Source organism: Streptomyces naganishii JCM 4654 (genome assembly GCF_014650575.1).
GTDB lineage: Bacteria > Actinomycetota > Actinomycetes > Streptomycetales > Streptomycetaceae > Streptomyces > Streptomyces naganishii.
The window spans coordinates 247,238-263,453 of record NZ_BMVF01000011.1 but is presented as its reverse complement, the minus strand read 5'-3'; the positions used below and the strand labels follow the sequence as shown (position 1 = coordinate 263,453).

15 protein-coding genes are annotated in these 16,216 nt (G+C 72.3%); all 15 read right to left on the bottom strand.

Translation table 11 applies throughout. From position 1 onward, the window contains the following. Positions 1-110 precede the first annotated feature (110 nt). On the bottom strand, positions 111-1,133 hold the full coding sequence (gene hpnH, locus IE217_RS21720; RefSeq protein ID WP_190179590.1) for an adenosyl-hopene transferase HpnH: 1,023 nt from the start codon (positions 1,131-1,133) through the stop codon (positions 111-113). Positions 1,134-1,138: 5 nt separating this feature from the next. Continuing rightward, complete coding sequence (locus tag IE217_RS21715; RefSeq protein WP_190179567.1) at positions 1,139-1,780, bottom strand: phosphorylase family protein; 642 nt, start codon at positions 1,778-1,780, stop codon at positions 1,139-1,141. After that, positions 1,781-3,805 carry a squalene--hopene cyclase gene (shc, locus tag IE217_RS21710; protein ID WP_190179566.1) on the bottom strand — a complete coding sequence of 675 codons (2,025 nt, stop codon included), beginning with the start codon at positions 3,803-3,805 and terminating at the stop codon, positions 1,781-1,783. 116 nt (positions 3,806-3,921) lie between these two features. Further along, entirely contained in the window at positions 3,922-5,061 is a 1,140-nt protein-coding gene (locus IE217_RS21705) for a polyprenyl synthetase family protein (protein WP_190179565.1), read from the bottom strand. Next, entirely contained in the window at positions 5,058-6,503 is a 1,446-nt protein-coding gene (hpnE, locus tag IE217_RS21700; RefSeq protein ID WP_190179564.1) for a hydroxysqualene dehydroxylase HpnE, read from the bottom strand. The genes IE217_RS21705 and hpnE overlap by 4 nt, the downstream gene beginning before the upstream one ends. Further along, positions 6,500-6,640 carry a DUF6380 family protein gene (locus IE217_RS35445; protein WP_373298092.1) on the bottom strand — a complete coding sequence of 47 codons (141 nt, stop codon included), beginning with the start codon at positions 6,638-6,640 and terminating at the stop codon, positions 6,500-6,502. The genes hpnE and IE217_RS35445 overlap by 4 nt, the downstream gene beginning before the upstream one ends. Then, positions 6,640-7,590, bottom strand: a complete 951-nt coding sequence (gene hpnD / locus IE217_RS21695; RefSeq protein ID WP_190179563.1) for a presqualene diphosphate synthase HpnD — start codon at positions 7,588-7,590, stop codon at positions 6,640-6,642. The genes IE217_RS35445 and hpnD overlap by 1 nt, the downstream gene beginning before the upstream one ends. After that, positions 7,587-8,483: a squalene synthase HpnC gene (hpnC, locus tag IE217_RS21690; RefSeq protein ID WP_190179562.1), complete on the bottom strand. Its 897-nt coding sequence runs from the start codon at positions 8,481-8,483 to the stop codon at positions 7,587-7,589. The genes hpnD and hpnC overlap by 4 nt, the downstream gene beginning before the upstream one ends. A gap of 361 nt (positions 8,484-8,844) precedes the next feature. Then, positions 8,845-9,654 carry an ABC transporter ATP-binding protein gene (locus IE217_RS21685; protein ID WP_190179561.1) on the bottom strand — a complete coding sequence of 270 codons (810 nt, stop codon included), beginning with the start codon at positions 9,652-9,654 and terminating at the stop codon, positions 8,845-8,847. After that, positions 9,647-10,576: an ABC transporter permease gene (locus IE217_RS21680; protein ID WP_190179560.1), complete on the bottom strand. Its 930-nt coding sequence runs from the start codon at positions 10,574-10,576 to the stop codon at positions 9,647-9,649. The genes IE217_RS21685 and IE217_RS21680 overlap by 8 nt, the downstream gene beginning before the upstream one ends. Before the next feature lie 105 nt (positions 10,577-10,681). Continuing rightward, on the bottom strand, positions 10,682-11,566 hold the full coding sequence (locus IE217_RS21675; protein ID WP_190179559.1) for a glycosyltransferase family 2 protein: 885 nt from the start codon (positions 11,564-11,566) through the stop codon (positions 10,682-10,684). Beyond that, positions 11,563-12,342: a CDP-alcohol phosphatidyltransferase family protein gene (locus IE217_RS21670; protein ID WP_190179558.1), complete on the bottom strand. Its 780-nt coding sequence runs from the start codon at positions 12,340-12,342 to the stop codon at positions 11,563-11,565. Before IE217_RS21670 ends, IE217_RS21675 begins: the two co-directional genes overlap by 4 nt. Beyond that, positions 12,320-13,381, bottom strand: a complete 1,062-nt coding sequence (locus IE217_RS21665) for an iron-containing alcohol dehydrogenase family protein (RefSeq protein WP_190179557.1) — start codon at positions 13,379-13,381, stop codon at positions 12,320-12,322. The genes IE217_RS21670 and IE217_RS21665 overlap by 23 nt, the downstream gene beginning before the upstream one ends. Continuing rightward, positions 13,369-14,121: a phosphocholine cytidylyltransferase family protein gene (locus tag IE217_RS21660; RefSeq protein ID WP_190179556.1), complete on the bottom strand. Its 753-nt coding sequence runs from the start codon at positions 14,119-14,121 to the stop codon at positions 13,369-13,371. The genes IE217_RS21665 and IE217_RS21660 overlap by 13 nt, the downstream gene beginning before the upstream one ends. Continuing rightward, entirely contained in the window at positions 14,118-15,914 is a 1,797-nt protein-coding gene (locus IE217_RS21655; protein WP_190179555.1) for a DUF5941 domain-containing protein, read from the bottom strand. The genes IE217_RS21660 and IE217_RS21655 overlap by 4 nt, the downstream gene beginning before the upstream one ends. Between the last annotated feature and the right edge of the window lie 302 nt (positions 15,915-16,216).

Below are 16,216 nucleotides of genomic sequence, written 5' to 3'. Positions count from 1 at the left end.
CGTCCCCGCCCACCGCCACCGACCCGACCTGGATCTGCCGGCTCTTGCGGCGCTCGGCGATCGGCCGGGCCGGTACCTCGGGAACGCCCAGGGGAATGGCGGCCATGACGTCAGCCCTGGCTTCCGGCGACGGTCTCGCGCATCGCGCGCAGGGACTCCTTGAGGGAACCCATGGTGGCGAGCACGGCGGTGGGCTCGTAGCCGCAGTGCGCCATGCAGTTGGCGCAGCGCGGGTCCTTGCCGCGGCCGTACTTGTCCCAGTCGGTGTCCTCGATGAGCTCGCGGTACGTCGGGACGTAGCCGTCGCTCATCAGGTAGCAGGGGCGCTGCCAGCCGAAGAGCGAGTAGTTGGGGATGGCCCAGGCGGTGCACGGGAAGTCGACCTTGCCCTCGAGGAAGTCGAGGAACAGGGGCGAGTGGTTGAGCCGCCAGCGGCGCCGGTTGCCGCCCGCGAAGGCCTTCTTGAACAGCTCGCGGGTCTGCTCCACGCCCAGGAAGTGCTCCTGGTCGGGCGCCTTCTCGTAGGCGTAGGCGGGCGAGATCATCATCTCGTCGACCTTGAGGTCGTCGTTGAGGTAGTTGAGGACCTCGACGACGGTCTGCGGGGTGTCGGTGTTGAAGAAGGTGGAGTTGGTGGTGACCCGGAAGCCGCGCCGCTTGGCCTCCTTGATGGCCTCCACCGCCTCGTCGAACACGCCCTCCTTGGCCACCGACTCGTCGTGCCGCTCACGCAGGCCGTCGATGTGCACGGCGAAGGCGAAGTACGGTGAGGGCTTGAACTTGTCGATCTTCTTGCGCAGCAGCATGGCGTTGGTGCACAGGAAGACGAACTTCCGCCTGGCCACCAACTGGCGCACGATCTCGTCGATCTGAGGATGCATCAGGGGTTCGCCGCCCGCGATGGACACCATGGGCGCCCCGGACTCCAGTACGGCTCCCACGGCCTGCGCGACCGGCATGCGCTGCTTGAGCACCCCGGCCGGGTGCTGGATCTTGCCGCAGCCCTCGCACGCGAGGTTGCAGGCGAAGAGCGGCTCCAGCTCGACGATCAGCGGGAACTTGTCCCGCCTGCGCAGCTTCTGTTCGGCCAAGTATGTAGCGACCTTGATGGACTGGCGCAGCGGCATGGCCATCTGGCTCACCTCCTGGGGAGCAGCACATTACGGTGCCATTCGAAGAAAGTCGGTAGAACGGAACGGAGAACGCGGAAAGCCGATATTCCACCGCGCACTGTGCCGATCCGGACGAGTTCGTGTTCCGGGGCGTCCACGACCACCCGGACGGCCGCAACCGGGCGCGCGCCCGCGCGCACGGCGGTCAGCAGGGTGGCCGCCGACTCCATGTCGACCGCGATGGCGCCGGTGGCGCGCAGCTCGGACCGCTCGGGTCCGCGCACCACGTGGTCGGAGCCGGTGAGCGGCCCGGTGTGGACGGTGCGCCCGGGCAGGGTGCGGGCCAGCTCCTTGACGAGCGGTTCGGTGCCGACGCAGGGGACGGTGCCGCGCGGGTCCCGGGTCTCCTCGGCGACGACCAGGTCGCCGGGGTGCATGCCCGGCGCCAGCCCGGCGCAGAAGCCCGTGGCAAGCACGGCCGCGTCCTCGAGCGGCGGCCCGGCCAGGGCCCGGGAGACGGACCGCTCGGCCGCCCGGGGTCCCATGCCGGTGCGGACGACGGTCACGGGCCCGCCCGCACCGCTCCCGTCGCCCAGGCGCAGGGCGAGGTGCTCGATGCCGAGCGCGCAGGCGATCAGCAGCGGGGCCGGGGCGGGCTGAGTGCTCATTCAGCTCCCCTTGGCCTCGGCACGGGGCCGGTCCTGGCGGACCTTGTCGGCGAACGGCTCGCCGTGGACGTAGCGGCCGAGCGCGGTGAGCGGGAAGACCTGCCGGTAGAGGTGGTAGTTGATGGAGAAGTCCCAGGGGAAGCCGGTGCCGGTGAAGTAGGGCTCGTCCCAGGAGCCGTCCTCGCGCTGGGTGGCGGCCAGCCATTCCACGCCGCGCTCGACGGCCCTGGACCCGCGCTCCCCCGCCGCCAGCAGCGCCATCAGCGCCCACGCGGTCTGCGATGCGGTGGAGGCGCCCTTGCCGCTCCACTCCCTGGCGTTCTTGTAGGAGCGCAGGTCCTCGCCCCAGCCGCCGTCGTCGTTCTGCACGCTCTCCAGCCAGGCCACCGCGCGGCGGATCGCCGGGTGGGAGCCGGGCAGGCCCGCGGCGGTCAGGGCGGGGACGACGGACCCGGTGCCGTAGAGATAGTTGACGCCCCAGCGGCCGAACCACGAGCCGTCCTGCTCCTGTTCGGCCAGCAGCCACTCGATGCCGCGCCGGGTGCGCGGGTCGTGGGAGTAGCCCTCGACCGCGAGCATCTCCACGACGTGCGCGGTGACATCGGCCGAGGGCGGGTCGATGACCTCGCCGAAGTCGCAGAAGGGCAGCCGGTTGGGGAAGGGGCTGGTGTTGTCGACGTCGAAGGCGCCCCACGCGCCGTTCCTCGACTGCATGCCGAAGTTCCAGCGGACCCCGCGCGCGATGGCCTTGTCCACCCGCTCGGGGTCGTGGTGCCTGACCCGGCGCAGGGCGAGGACGACCTCGGCGGTGTCGTCGATGTCGGGGTAGTTGTCGTTGTGGAACTCGAACGCCCAGCCGCCGGGCGGCAGTCCGGGCCGGCGGACCGACCAGTCGCCGGGGCGCACGATCTGCTCGCCGAGCATCCAGTCGGCGGCCTTCACCAGTTGCGGGTGGTCGGCGGGCAGTCCGGCGTCGGCGAGCGCGATGGTGGCCAGGCAGGTGTCCCAGACCGGCGACTGGCACGCCTCGATCATCCGGGCGCCGTCCTCGCGCCACACGGCGAAACGGTCCAGCGACTCCAGGCCGGCGCGCATCACCGGGTGGTTGAGGTCGTAGCCCATCAGGTGCAGGGCGATGACGGAGTAGACGGCAGGGGGCTGGATGCCGCCCCAGCAGCCGTCGTTCTCCTGGCGTTCGATGATCCAGCGGGTGGCGGTGTGCATCGCGGCCCGGCGCATCCGCTTGGGGGCGACCTTGCGGAAGGCGTGCAGCGCCCTGTCGATGCGCTGGAAGGCGCCGTCCCAGGTGGCGGCCGGGGCCAGCGGCCTGGCCGGGTTGGGGTCGGCGGGGTCGGTGTGCAGTTCGTCCAGGGGGAAGGGCGCGGGGCGCACCGGGCGCTTGGCGGAGACGATGGTCAGCGGCACGATGGTCTGCCGGGCCCAGCAGCCGAAGTCGTAGATGTTGAGCGGGAGCCAGGTGGGGAACCAGATCAGCTCGGGCGGGAGTTCGGGCAGGTCCTCCCACTTCCACCAGCCGAACAGCGCGAGCCAGATCCGGGTGAAGACGCGGGCGGCGGCGATGCCGCCCCGGGCGCGGATCCAGGCGGAGGCCTTCGCCATGTGGGGGGCGTCGGGCGCGTCGCCGGCCAGGCGGAGGGCGACATAGGCCTCGATGGTGGTGGACAGCTCGCCGGGGCCGCCGTGGAAGGTGGCCCAGGTGCCGTCCTCGCGCTGCTCGCCGCGGATGAACAGGGCGGCGGCGCGGGTGGTGTCCTCGTCGGGGATGCCCAGGAACTGGCGCAGCAGCAGGTCCTCGGCGTCCATCGTGACGTTGGTCTCGAGGTCGCCCTTCCACCAGCCCTCGGTGTCCTGCTGCGACAGGAGGAAGTCGGTGGCCCGCCTGACGGCGTGTGCGGCGGCTTCTTGTACCCCGGCCGCCACGGGGGTGGTGAGTACGGTTTCGCTGGCCGCGGCAGCGCGGGGCGGGAGTGTGGCCCCGGTGCTTCCGTCGGTCGTCGCTGTCATGGCTTCCCCTTCGTGCAGTCGTGCGAGTCGTGCTGCTGTGGGTCCGCCGTCGGCCGGTGCCTGAAACCTCTGGGCGCCGGCCGGCGACTACGCGAGGCTGTTTCGGGCGATAGCGATCATCTCTTTCGTACGACGACGAAGTCGGCGAGTGCCGTGAACGCGGCCCGCACCTGCTCGGGCATGTCCACGGCGTCGAGGGCTTCGATGGCGGTGGTGTGCTGACGGCGTGCCTCCTGGGCCGTCCACTCGCGGCCCCCCGCCTCCTCGATCAGGGCGGCGCGGGCCGCGAACTCCTCCTCGGAGAAGTTCTCGAAGTCACTGCTCTTGGCGTCGGCGGCGAGGATCTCGCCGAGCCGCTCGGAGGCGTCTCCGCCCGCGGCGAGCGCGGCCACGACCGGCAGGGACTTCTTGCGCTGGCGCAGGTCGCTCCAGGTCTGCTTGCCGGTGGCCTCCGGGTCGCCCCAGATGCCGAGGAGGTCGTCGACGGCCTGGAAGGCCAGGCCGAGGTGGTAGCCGTACTTCTCCAGGGTGTCGGCGGTGCGGTCGTCGGCGCCGCCGAGGACGGCGCCGATGGAGCAGGCGCAGGCGAGCAGGGCGCCGGTCTTGTTGCCCTCCATCTCCAGGCACTCCTCGACGGTGACCCGGTCGCGGTGCTCGTAGGAGATGTCCTGCGCCTGACCGTCGATCAGGGCGCGGGTGGCGGCGGTCAGGCGGCGGGCCGCGCGGCCGGCCTCGACCGTGCCGAGTTCGAGCAGGACCTCGCCGGCCAGGGCGAACAGGGCGTCGCCGACCAGGATGGCCTGGGCGGGGCCGTGCACCTTCCAGACGGTGTCGCGGTGCCGGCGCTGCTCGTCGCCGTCCATCAGGTCGTCGTGCAGCAGGGAGAAGTTGTGGACCAGTTCCACGGCGACCGCGCCGGGCACGCCGGCCTCGGGGGCGGCGCCGGTGACCTCGGCGGAGAGGACGGCCAGGGCGGGGCGGACGGCCTTGCCGCCGTCGCCGTGCGCCGGGTTGCCGGCGGCGTCGATCCAGCCGAAGTGGTAGGCGGCGACGGTGTCCATGGGAGGGGCCAGGCGGTCCACGGCCGCCCGCAGGACGGGCGTGGCCAGGGTCCGGCCGCGCTCCAGCAGCGCGGTCACGTCCACCGCGGTCCCTCGAGCGGGGCTCGAAGCCGGGGGCACAGTGGGCACAGTCTCTCCTCTTGTAGCGGTGCCGGGGGTGCGGGGGCCTGCCGCCGGCTGCTGATCGAGCGTCATGCCGCCGCCTCCTCGAAACCGAACAGGCGGCTGGGGCGGGGCCGGCCGAGGGCGCCGAGGGCGGCGTCGGCCGCGCTCACACCGCTGCGGACCGCACTCTCCATGGTCGCGGGCCACCCGGTGGCGGTCCACGCCCCGGCCAGGTACAGGCCGGGTGCCTTGGTGCGGGCGCCGGGCCGCAACCGCCCGACGCCGGGGGTGGGGGCGAACGTGGCCGTGCGCTCCCGGGTCACGAAGAAGTCCGTCACCTCGGCGCCGCGGGTGCGGGGCAGCAGCCGTGCCAGCTCCGGCAGATAGCGCTCGCGCAGTTCGGCGACGGGCGTGTCGATCTCGTCGTGCGCCACCGACTGGGACAGGGCCAGGTACTGACCGTGCCTCAGCCCGGAGGCGGCGGTGCGGTCGAAGACCCACTGCACGGGGGTGCCGAGGGCGGCGAAGAAGGGCCGGGTGAGGACTTCGCGGTCGTAGACGACGTGGATGTTGAGGATGGGCGCGGTGCCGATGTCCAGCAGCCGCGCGGGCTCGTCCAGGGCGCCCGGCGGGAGCAGGTCGTGCGCCTCGCGCTGGGGCACGGCGAGGACGACGGCGTCGGCTTCGACGCTCTCGCCGGGAACCTGAACGCTCCAGCCGCCGTTTTCGTTTGTGGAGACGGAGGTGACGCGTGTACGGACCTCGGTACGCACGCCCGCGGAGTCGAGCGCCCTGCGGGCCAGCCGGTCGTGCAGTTCGCCCAGCGGGACGCGGGCCCAGCCGATGTCGGCCGCTCCCGGGTCGGACAGCAGACCGGTCTTGAACACCATCGCGGCGAGCCCCAGCGAGGCGTCGGAGGCGACCGCGTTCAGGGTGGCGACGCCGACCAGGTCCCACAGGGCTTCGACGGCACGCGCCGACTGGCCGTGCGCGGCCAGCCAGCTGCCGAAGTCCTGCGCGTCCAGGGCGGGATCGGCGAGGTCGAGGCCCTTCAGCGCGAGCGCGGCCCGGCCCACGGCGGCCCGCTCGGCGAGCGAGAGGTGCGGGTAGGCGGCCAGGCTGCGCCCCAGGTGCAGGGGTACGGGCAGTGGGTCGCGCCGCAGCCTGCCGAGCCGCCGTCCCTCGGGCCGGTTCACGTCGAGAACGGGCACGTCGAGACGGTTCTGCAGGGGCGCGAGCGCGGCCCCGCCGATGCGGTCGAGGAACCAGCGGTAGGCGGTGCAGCAGCGCAGGTACACGTGCTGGCCGTTGTCGACGGTCAGGTCGCCGCGCCGGAAGGAGAAGGCGAGTCCGCCCAGGCGCGGGCGCCCCTCCAGAAGGGTGACCCGCACCCCGGCGTCGGCGAGGGCGAGGGCGCTGGTCAGCCCGGCGAGTCCGCCGCCGACCACGACGGCGTGCCGCCCCGGCCGGGTGGCGCGGTGCGGTCGCGGGGCCTCGGCGAGCGGCTCCTCGGAGCGTGTGCCGTCCGTCATGAAGCGCCCTCCCCTGTGCGACCGCCGCGGTGGGCGGGTACCCGTCGGCCGGCCGTCGCCGTCAGGGACGCCGTGCGGCGGCGGAGGGTTGCCCGCCGTTTGCCTTCGGCGGCCTCGCCCGGAACTGAACGGTCCATCAGGCGCGCCTCCTGACGGTCCGCCGGGTCACGTGCCGGGTGTCCAGGCCCGACAGCCCGCGCACGGCGACGTACGCCTTCTCGCGTCCGGGCAGCGAGACCCGGCCGCGCAGCACGGCCTCCGGTTCGCGTTCGATGCGGTCGAGCAGGCGGCGGTAGATGCCGGCCATGGCGGCCACGCAGGCGCCGCTGCGGCGGTCCAGCATGGGCAGCAGCCGGTAGCCCTCGGCGAACAGGGTGCGGGCCCTGCGCACCTCGAAGTGGACCAGGCCCGCGAAGTCGGAGCCCTCCGGCGGGGTGGGTCCGTGGAACCCGGCCGAGCAGCCGAACTTGGCCAGGTCGTCGGCGGGCAGATAGGTGCGCCCGCCCTCGGCGTCCTCGCGGACGTCCCGGAGGATGTTGGTGAGCTGGAGCGCGAGGCCCAGCGTGTCGGCGTACTCGGGGGCGCGTTCGGCGCCGCGCGCGCCGGATTCGGTGCCGAACACGCCGAGCGAGAGCCGCCCGATGGCCCCCGCGACACACCGGCAGTAGACCTTCAGGTCGTCCCAGGTCTCGTAGGTCTCGCCGCGGACGTCCGCGAGGACGCCGTCGATCAGCTCGTCCAGTCCGCCGAGCGGGATCGGGAAGGCGCGGGCGGCGTGGGCGAGGGCGACCGCGACCGGGTCGGTGTCGTCCTCCTCGACCGCGCCGTCGCGGATCCGGCCGAGCAGCGCCCGGGTGTCGTCCAGCCGGGCGACCTTGACCTCGTCCGCCAGCGCGCCGTCGCCGATGTCGTCGACACGCCGGGAGAAGGCGTACAGCGCGGACATCGCGCGCCGCTTGGGGGCGGGCAGCAGCCTGATGCCGTAGGCGAAGTTGCGGGCCTGGCCCGAGGTGACGGCCTCGCAGTAGCTGTAGGCGGCGAGTACCGGTGCGGACACGTGCTCTTGCGGCTCCACGGCCCGGATCACCCCTCTCCTCGCAGAGTCACGCCCACCTCACGCAGCAACTGGACCTTGCCGGGCTTGGGCGGGCCGGGAAGTACGTCGTAGTCGGCGGCGGCGATCGCGCCGATCGCCGCCCTCCCCCCCGCCACGAACCCCGCGAGCAGCAGCTTCAACCTGCCGTGGACGCTACCCACCAGGGGGGCGCCTTCATTCAGCAGAACGCGGGCGCGTTCCGCTTCGTACGCGACCAGCGCGCGCACCGACGCGCCGGCGGTGGGTGCGGCGAGATCCGCCTCCTGGACGTGAAAGCGTTTCATGTCCTCGGCGGGCAGGTAGACACGGTCGCGTCCGAGGTCCTCGGCGACGTCCTGGAGGTGCTCGACGATCTGCAGGCCGGTGCAGACGGCGTCGGACCGGCGGATCCGCTCGGGGGTCGAGGTGCCGGTGACGGCGAGGACGAGGCGGCCGACGGGGTTGGCGGACAGTTCGCAGTAGGCCAGGAGGTCGTCGTAGGTCTCGTACCGGGTGACGAGCTGGTCCTGGCGGTTGGCGGCGATCAGGCCGAGGAAGGGCTCGGGGGTGAGCCGGTGGCGGCGCACGGTGGGCTGGAGCCGGCGCAGCAGGGGGTGGCCGGGCGTGCCGTCGAAGACCCGGCGCAGGTCGGCGTCGAAGGCGTCGAGCAGGACCAGGCGGTCCTGGGCCTCGCCGGCCGGCACGCCGAGCAGCCGGGCGTCCGCGCCGCCCGGGGCCAGGTCGCCGTCGCCGATGTCGTCGACGAGGCGGGCGAAGCCGTAGACCGCCATGAGGTCGGTGCGCCACGCCCGGGGCAGGAAGAACGGTGCCACGGGGAAGTTCTCGCCCGCGGCCTTGTCGAGAGTGGCGCGTTCCGGATTGTGCGCCGTGTCCGTCCGCGTCATCGCGCGCTGCCTGGGGCGGGGACGGCACATGCTGCGTTGAGCTGGGGAGTTTCCGTAGCCATTGCCGTCACATCTCCCGTTCTACACTGCCGACCCAACACACACTATTTCGGACACGCCGCCCGGCCGTCCGCGGGGCGGCCCTGGCGGAGGGTGTCGCGCATTATCTCCCCACTTGCCGCTTTCCGGGACCGGTACAGCTTACGTTGTACAACGCACCGAGCTCGGTGGGGGGTGTCCTGCACATCACAACAACACACCGATTGGTGTCAAGATTCCTTTGCGCGGCGGGAGTTGACCTTTCCTTTGCAGACGCGGGCCCCGCCGGAAGAGTTGCGGCGGGGCCCGGATCGGGGAACGGCTACTTGCCCGTGAACTTCTCGTACTCCTTGAGCACCTCTTCGGTGGGCCCGTCCATGCGGAGTTCCCCGCGTTCCAGCCACAACACCCGGTCACATGTGTCCCGGATCGACTTGTTGTTGTGGCTGACGAGGAAGACGGTGCCGGCCTCCTTGCGCAGTTCCCGGATGCGGTCCTCGGAGCGCTTCTGGAACTTGCGGTCGCCGGTGGCCAGCGCCTCGTCGATCATCAGCACGTCGTGGTCCTTGGCGGCCGCGATGGAGAACCGCAGCCGGGCCGCCATGCCGGAGGAGTACGTGCGCATCGGCAGCGTGATGAAGTCGCCCTTCTCGTTGATGCCGGAGAAGTCGACGATCTCCTGGTAGCGCGACTTGATCTGCTCGCGCGACATGCCCATCGCCAGGCCGCCGAGGATGACGTTGCGCTCGCCGGTCAGGTCGTTCATCAGGGCCGCGTTGACGCCCAGCAGGGAGGGCTGGCCGTCGGTGTAGACCCTGCCCTTCTCGGCGGGCAGCAGGCCGGCGATGGCGCGCAGCAGGGTGGACTTGCCCGAGCCGTTGGAGCCGATCAGGCCGATCGCCTCGCCCCGGTAGGCGACGAAGGACACCCCGCGCACCGCGTGCACCTTGCGCACGCCCCGCTTGGCGTCGTCCTTGCCGCGCCCGACGATGCGGCTGAGGGCGGCGGTGGCACTGCCCTTGCCGGTCTTGGCGCCGTTGACCCGGTAGACGATGTGCAGCTCGTCCGCGACGACGGTGGGGACCCGCTGCCCGGCACGCGCGGCGCCCTGGGCGGTGTTCTGCTCAGCCACGGCCGTACCTCTCCTCCGCCTTCCAGAAGTACACGAAGCCGCCCGCGAAGACGGCCACCGCCCAGAACAGGGCGAGCGCCCAGACGTGTGGCGGCAGGTGGGAGGCGCCGTAGCCGTCGATCAGCGCGAAGCGGATGAGGTCCATGTAGACGGCGGCGGGGTTGGCCTGCATCAGGCGGATGAACCACTCGGGCTTGCCGGCGAGCATGCCGCTGATGGAGAACATCACGCCCGAGGCGTACATCCAGGTGCGCAGAATGAACGGCATGAGCTGGGCGAGGTCGGGGGTCTTGGCGCCCATCCGGGCCAGGATCATCGCCAGGCCGGTGTTGAACATGAACTGGAGCACCAGCGCCGGGACGATCAGCAGCCAGGACAGGCCCGGGTAGCTGCCGAAGGCGATCGTGACGACGAACACCACGATCATCGAGAACAGCAGCTGCTGGAGCTGCTGGAGCGCGAAGGAGATCGGCAGCGAGGCGCGCGGGAAGTGCAGCGCGCGGACCAGGCCCAGGTTGCCGGAGATCGCCCGCACACCGGCCATGACCGAGCTCTGGGTGAAGGTGAACACGAACACGCCGGTCACCAGGAACGGGATGTACGTGGAGCGGTCCAGGCCGCGGCTGGCCTTGAGCAGGACGCCGAAGATGAAGTAGTACACGGCCGCGTTCAGCAGCGGGGTGGCCACCTGCCAGAGCTGGCCGAGCTTGGCCTGGCTGTACTGCGCGGTCAGCTTCGCCTGGGAGAAGGCGAGGATGAAGTGGCGCCGGCCCCAGAGCTGCCGGACGTACTCCATGAGCGGAGGCCGGGCGCCGCTGACGGACAGCCCGTACTTCGCGGCGAGCTCGGCCGCGGTGAGGCCCTCGTCGGGCGACGGAGCCGCCCCGAGGGCGACACCGCCGTCATGCGTTGTCTCACTCACAAGTGGATACTTTCGTCTTCGAGATGCGCGGCCCGCGCGGTTCCGCGGGCGTCACGCGGGCGCGGACCGGGCGCGGCGGCCCGGTGCTCCCAGGGAACGAGCTTGTCAGATGACCGGCGGCCGGCCCAGCCGGGTGAGCCGCCACACCGTCCGCCACCGCATCGGCCGACGGGGTCCGCACGGGGTGGTCCAGCCCTCCCGGAAGCCGCCGAACCAGGCCTTCAGAGCCGGGCCCGAGGGGCGCCGGGCGAGGGTGAGCAGAAGCCAGACCCCCAGGTAGACGGGGACCAGCGGCGCGGGGAGGTTGCGGCGGGCCAGCCAGACCCGGTTGCGGGCGACCATGCGGTGGTAGACCGCGTGCCGCGAGGGCGCGGTCGTCGGGTGGTACAGCACCATGTCGGACCGGTAGTCGATCATCCAGCCCGCGTCGAGGGCCCGCCATGCAAGGTCGGTTTCCTCGTGTGCGTAGAAGAATTCGTCCGGGAGCCCGCCGACTTCGGCGAAGACCTTCGTACGGACGGCGTTGGCGCCGCCGAGGAAGGTGGTGACCCGGGAGGAGCGCATCGGGTCGGAGGCGCGCAGCCGCGGCACGTGGCGCCGCTGGGTGACGCCGGTCTCCGGGTCGGCGATGCGGAAGCTGATGATGCCGAGCCGGTCGTCGGCCGCGAAGGCCTGCCGGCACAGCTCGGCGGTGTCGGTGCGGGCGAGCAGGCCGTCGTCGTCGAGGAAGAGCAGGATGTCGACGTCCCGGCCGCCGGGGCCGAAGGCCTCGATCCCGGCGTTGCGCCCGCCGGGGATGCCGAGGTTCTCGGGCAGCTCGACCGTCCGCACGCCCTCGGGGACGTCCGGGACGGGCGAGCCGTTGCCGACGACGACGACCTCGACCGGCTCGCCCTGCTGCCCCGCGACCGAGTCGAGCAGGGCGCGCAGTTCGTCGGGGCGGTTGCCCATGGTGATGATCACCGCGCCCACCCGCGGGGCCCCGGTCATCGCAGCCTGCTCGAGGCGAGGACGGAGACCAGGTGCAGCAGCGTCTGCAGCAGCGCGATCGCGGCGAGTACGGCGGTGCCCAGACGCGTGAAGAACAGGTCGCCGCGGGCCTGGTCGGCGATGGCGAGGACCAGGATCAGCAGCGACGCCTCGATGCCGAGGATCAGCCGGTGGAACTTCAGCGCGGCGGCGGCCCTGCGGGCCAGTGCCATGCCGGAGGAGCGCGGCTCGGAGGCGGCCTCCTTCACCGGCGGCAGCCCCGCCTGGTGCCGGGCCACGCCCACCAGGTCGGTCTCGGCCTTGATCAGGATCGCGCCGAGGGCCGCCAGGGTGCCGAGGAAGGCCCACAGCCAGTCGATGCGCCCGCTCCCCCACAGGTCGGCGGCGCGCAGGCCGAGCCCGACCAGGACGGCGGCGTCGGTGAGGTAGGCGCCGACCCGGTCGAGGTAGACCCCGCCGAGCGAGTACTGCTTCTTCCAGCGCGCGATCTCGCCGTCGACGCAGTCCAGCAGCAGGTACAGCTGGACCATCACCACGCCGAGCACGGCGCCCCAGATACCCGGCACCAGCAGGGCCGGGGCGGCCAGGACGCCGCACAGGGTCATCAGGTAGGTGAGCTGGTTGGGCGTGATCCTGGTGCCCACCAGGTAGCGGTCGATCCGCAGGGACACCTCGCGCATGTAGAGGCGTCCCGCCCAGTGCTCGCCGCTGCGCCGGTCCTTGACCCCGGCGGGGTGGACGACCGGTCTCAGTTCAGCTACCGATGGCCTTGACATAGTCGGCGTAGATGTCCTTGATCTGGTCGGCGTTGAGGTCGAGGTGTTCGAGGATGGTGTAGCGGCCGGGCCGGGTCTCCGGGGCGAACTTCACGGCGCGGACGAACTCGTCCACCGTGAAGCCGATCTCCTCCGGCAGCACCGGCAGCCCGTGCCGGCGCAGCACCCGCGCCATGGCCACGGCGTCCTCGTGGGCCCCGCGCAGGTACATCGCGAAGGCCGCGCCGAGGCCGCACTGCTCGCCGTGGCTCGCGGCGCGCTTGGGGTACAGCAGGTCGAAGGCGTGGTTGATCTCGTGGCAGGAGCCCGAGGCGGGGCGGGAGTCCCCGGAGATGGACATCGCGATGCCGGTGAGCACCAGCGCCTCGGCCAGCACCTGGAGGAAACCGTTGTCGCCGATGCCGCCCGGGTGGCGCAGGACCGCCTCGCCGGCCTGGCGGGCCATGGCCGCGGCCAGGCCGTCGATCTTCTCGCCGTTGACGCGGTTGGCGAGCTCCCAGTCCGCGATCGAGTTGATGTTGGAGATCGCGTCGCCGATGCCCGCGCGCACGAACCGCGCGGGCGCCTCGCGGATCACGTCCAGGTCGATGACGACCGCGATCGGGTTCGGCACGCCGTACGAGCCGCGGCCCGCGTCGTTGTCGAGGGTCGCCACCGGGGAGCACAGACCGTCGTGCGCGAGGTTGGTCGGCACGGCGACCAGGGGCAGGCCGACGCGCGCCGCGGCGAACTTGGCGCAGTCGATGATCTTGCCGCCGCCCAGGCCCACCACCGCGTCGTAGTGGCCCGACTTCATCTCGCCGGCCAGCCGGATGGCGTCGTCGAGGGTGCCGCCGCCGACCTCGTACCAGGTCGCGCCGGGCAGCGTGGGGGCGATCCGCTCGCGCAGCCGCGCCCCGGAGCCGTTGCTGACCGCGACGGCCAGCCGGCCCGAGTGCGAGATGCGCTCGTCCGCGAGCACGCCCGCCAGGTCGTCCAGGGCGCCGGCCCGGATGTCGACGACGACCGGCGAGGGGATGAGCCGGGTCAGTACTGGCACGCGATCTCCCTGCCCTTGGCGAGGTCGTCGTGGTTGTCGATCTCGACCCACTTGACGTCGCCGATGGGGGCCACGTCGACCTTGAAGCCGCGGTTGACGAGCTCCTGGTAGCCGTCCTCGTAGTACAGCTGCGGGTCGCGCTCGAAGGTCGCCTTCAGCGCGTCGGCGAGCTCCTCGGCGGCCTCGCCCTCGATGAGGGTGACGCCGATGTACTCGCCGGTGGCCTCGGCCGGATCCATGAGCTTGGTGATCCGCTGGACGCCCTTCTCGGGGTCGACGACCACCTTCATCTCCTCATCGGCCAGCGACTTCACCGTGTCGAGGGCGAGGATGATCCTCTTGCCGTCGCCGCGGGCGGCGAGCAGGGTCTTCTCGACGGAGACCGGGTGGACGGTGTCGCCGTTGGCGAGGATCACGCCGTCCTTCAGCGCGTCCCGGCCGCACCACAGGGAGTAGGCGTTGTTCCACTCCTCGGCCTTGTCGTTGTCGATCAGGGTGATCTTCAGGCCGTACTTGGCCTCCAGGGCCTCCCTGCGCTCGTACACGGCCTCCTTGCGGTAGCCGACGACGACGCCGACCTCGGTCAGGCCGACCTCGGCGAAGTTGCCGAGCGCGATGTCGAGCACCGTGAGGCTGTCCTCCGCGCCCTCGGGCCCCACCGGCACCAGCGCCTTGGGCAGGGTGTCGGTGTAGGGGCGCAGACGCCGTCCGGCGCCGGCCGCCAGCACGAGGCCGATCATGCGGGTTCTCCTTCATCGTGTACGGCGGGTGCGCCCCTCAGGTGCGAGGCGACCCAGAAGCGGATGCTCTCGGCGAGCACCACCAGGGCGACGACCACGGCGAGGACCGTGAGCGCGACCGTGAACTGAGCTGCGGTGAGCAGGGCGGCGAGCACGGTGACGAGCAGCGTCCGCCCCTCCTGCCCCCCGATGGCGCGCACCAGCGTGGCCGGTGGCGCTCCGGCGTCACCGCGGATGCGGTACACCGTGTCGTAGTGATGGTAGGCGACGGCCGCCACCAGCCCGAAAGCCGCGGGCAGGGCTCCGTTCACGTCCGCGTGGACGGCGAGGACCAGGACCGTGCCGTACTCCGCGGCCCGGAACAGGGGCGGGACCAGCCAGTCGAGGGCGCCCTTGAGGGGGCGGGAGAGGGCCTGGCCGGAGGTGACCGCGTAGACGACGGCGCCGCAGACGGGGGCCCAGGAGACTCCCGAGAACAGGGAGGCGGCGAGCACGGCCGTGCCGGCCAGGGCCGCGGGGAGCGGGCCGCCGAGGGGCACGCGTGCGAGACGGCCCACGAGTGCGGCGATCGCGCCGTTGTCCGCGAGGTCGGCCAGCGCCCGCGCCGCGCGGTCGGTCCGCTGCGCCTTGCGGGTCACCGAGCGCAGCACGCGGCCGGCGGTGGTGTACGTGGCGGCGAAGGCGCAGCCGGCGAGCAGGGCGTAGAAGGTGATGCGGGGGGTGGTGACCGCGGTGAGGACGGCGATCATCGCCCAGCGCTCGCCGATGGGGAGCACGATCATGCGGCGCACCCAGACCGTCCAGCCGACGCCGTCGAGCCGGTCGGAGAGGGCGGCGGTGGGGCTGGTGTTGGCGGTGGCGTCGTGGTTGGCCTCGGTGAAGGAGAAGTCGACCACGTGCCGGCAGGTCTGCAGGACCATGGCGCCCAGGGCCAGGGCCCAGACGTCGTCACCGCCGCGGGCGGCGCCGAGGGCGAGGCCGGCGTAGTAGGCGTACTCCTTGGCGCGGTCGAAGGTGGCGTCGAGCCAGGCGCCGAGGGTGGAGTACTGCAGGGAGTAGCGGGCGAGCTGTCCGTCGGTGCAGTCGAGGACGAACGAGGCGATCAGGAGGACGCCGGCGGCGACGAACCCGCCGCGGGTGCCGGTGGCGGCGCAGCCGGCCGCTATGAGCGCGGTGAGCAGGGAGGCGGTGGTGACCTGGTTCGGGGTCAGGCCCCGGCGGGCGCACCAGCGGGCGATGTAGCGCGAGTACGGGCTGATGCAGAAGGTGGTGAAGAAGCCGTCTCGGGCCTTCACGGCCGACTTCAGGCGCACGGCCTCGTCGTCGACGGCGGCGACGGCCTGCCGGGCCTCGTTGCGGGTCTGGGGGTCCTCGGGGACGGCGGCGACGAGGCTGCCGAGCTCGGGGCGGTGCACTGTGGCGCCGTCGGTGTCGAGTGCGGCCACGACGTGGTCGGCGAGGCTCTCCACCGCGAGGGCGGTGCCGCCGCCGGCGGAGTTCTCGCGGGCCAGCGCCCGGGTCAGCGCCTGGCGGCCGTCGGGCCGGGCGGTGACGGCGCCGGGGACGGCGGCGAGCGGGAAGCGGGGGTCGGTCAGGCCGAGGCGCAGCGCGTGCAGGTGGCCGACGAAGCGGGCGTCGACGAGCGCGACCCGCTGGTCGCCGGGCACCTCGGCGAGGAGGGTCTCCGCGTCGGCGGCGTCGGCGGCGGTCCGCACGTCGAAGCCGAGTGACCGCAGATCACCCTCGATCGACGATCCGGGGACCGGCTGACCGGTGAGGATGGCGGTCGGCAACCGAACTCACTCCTTGAGTGCCGGCGCGCGACCGCGCCGGTCATGTGCATGATGGAGGCGCCGCTGCCCGTGGCACCCGCGCGGCATGTCGGCAGAGGCTATCGGATGACGGTAGACCCGCGTTCACCGGCCGTTAACGGCCCGACCAACCCGGTCCGGCAGCAGCTGCGCCGCGATCATCATCGGTGATCGGAGGCCCGGCCCACAAACTCCGGCCCGCTTCGGACGTCCACCACGAGCAGCATTTCCGGGCATTCCTCGCATACGTCCGCGGGCGTCCGGGGTTCGGCATAGGGTGGGGC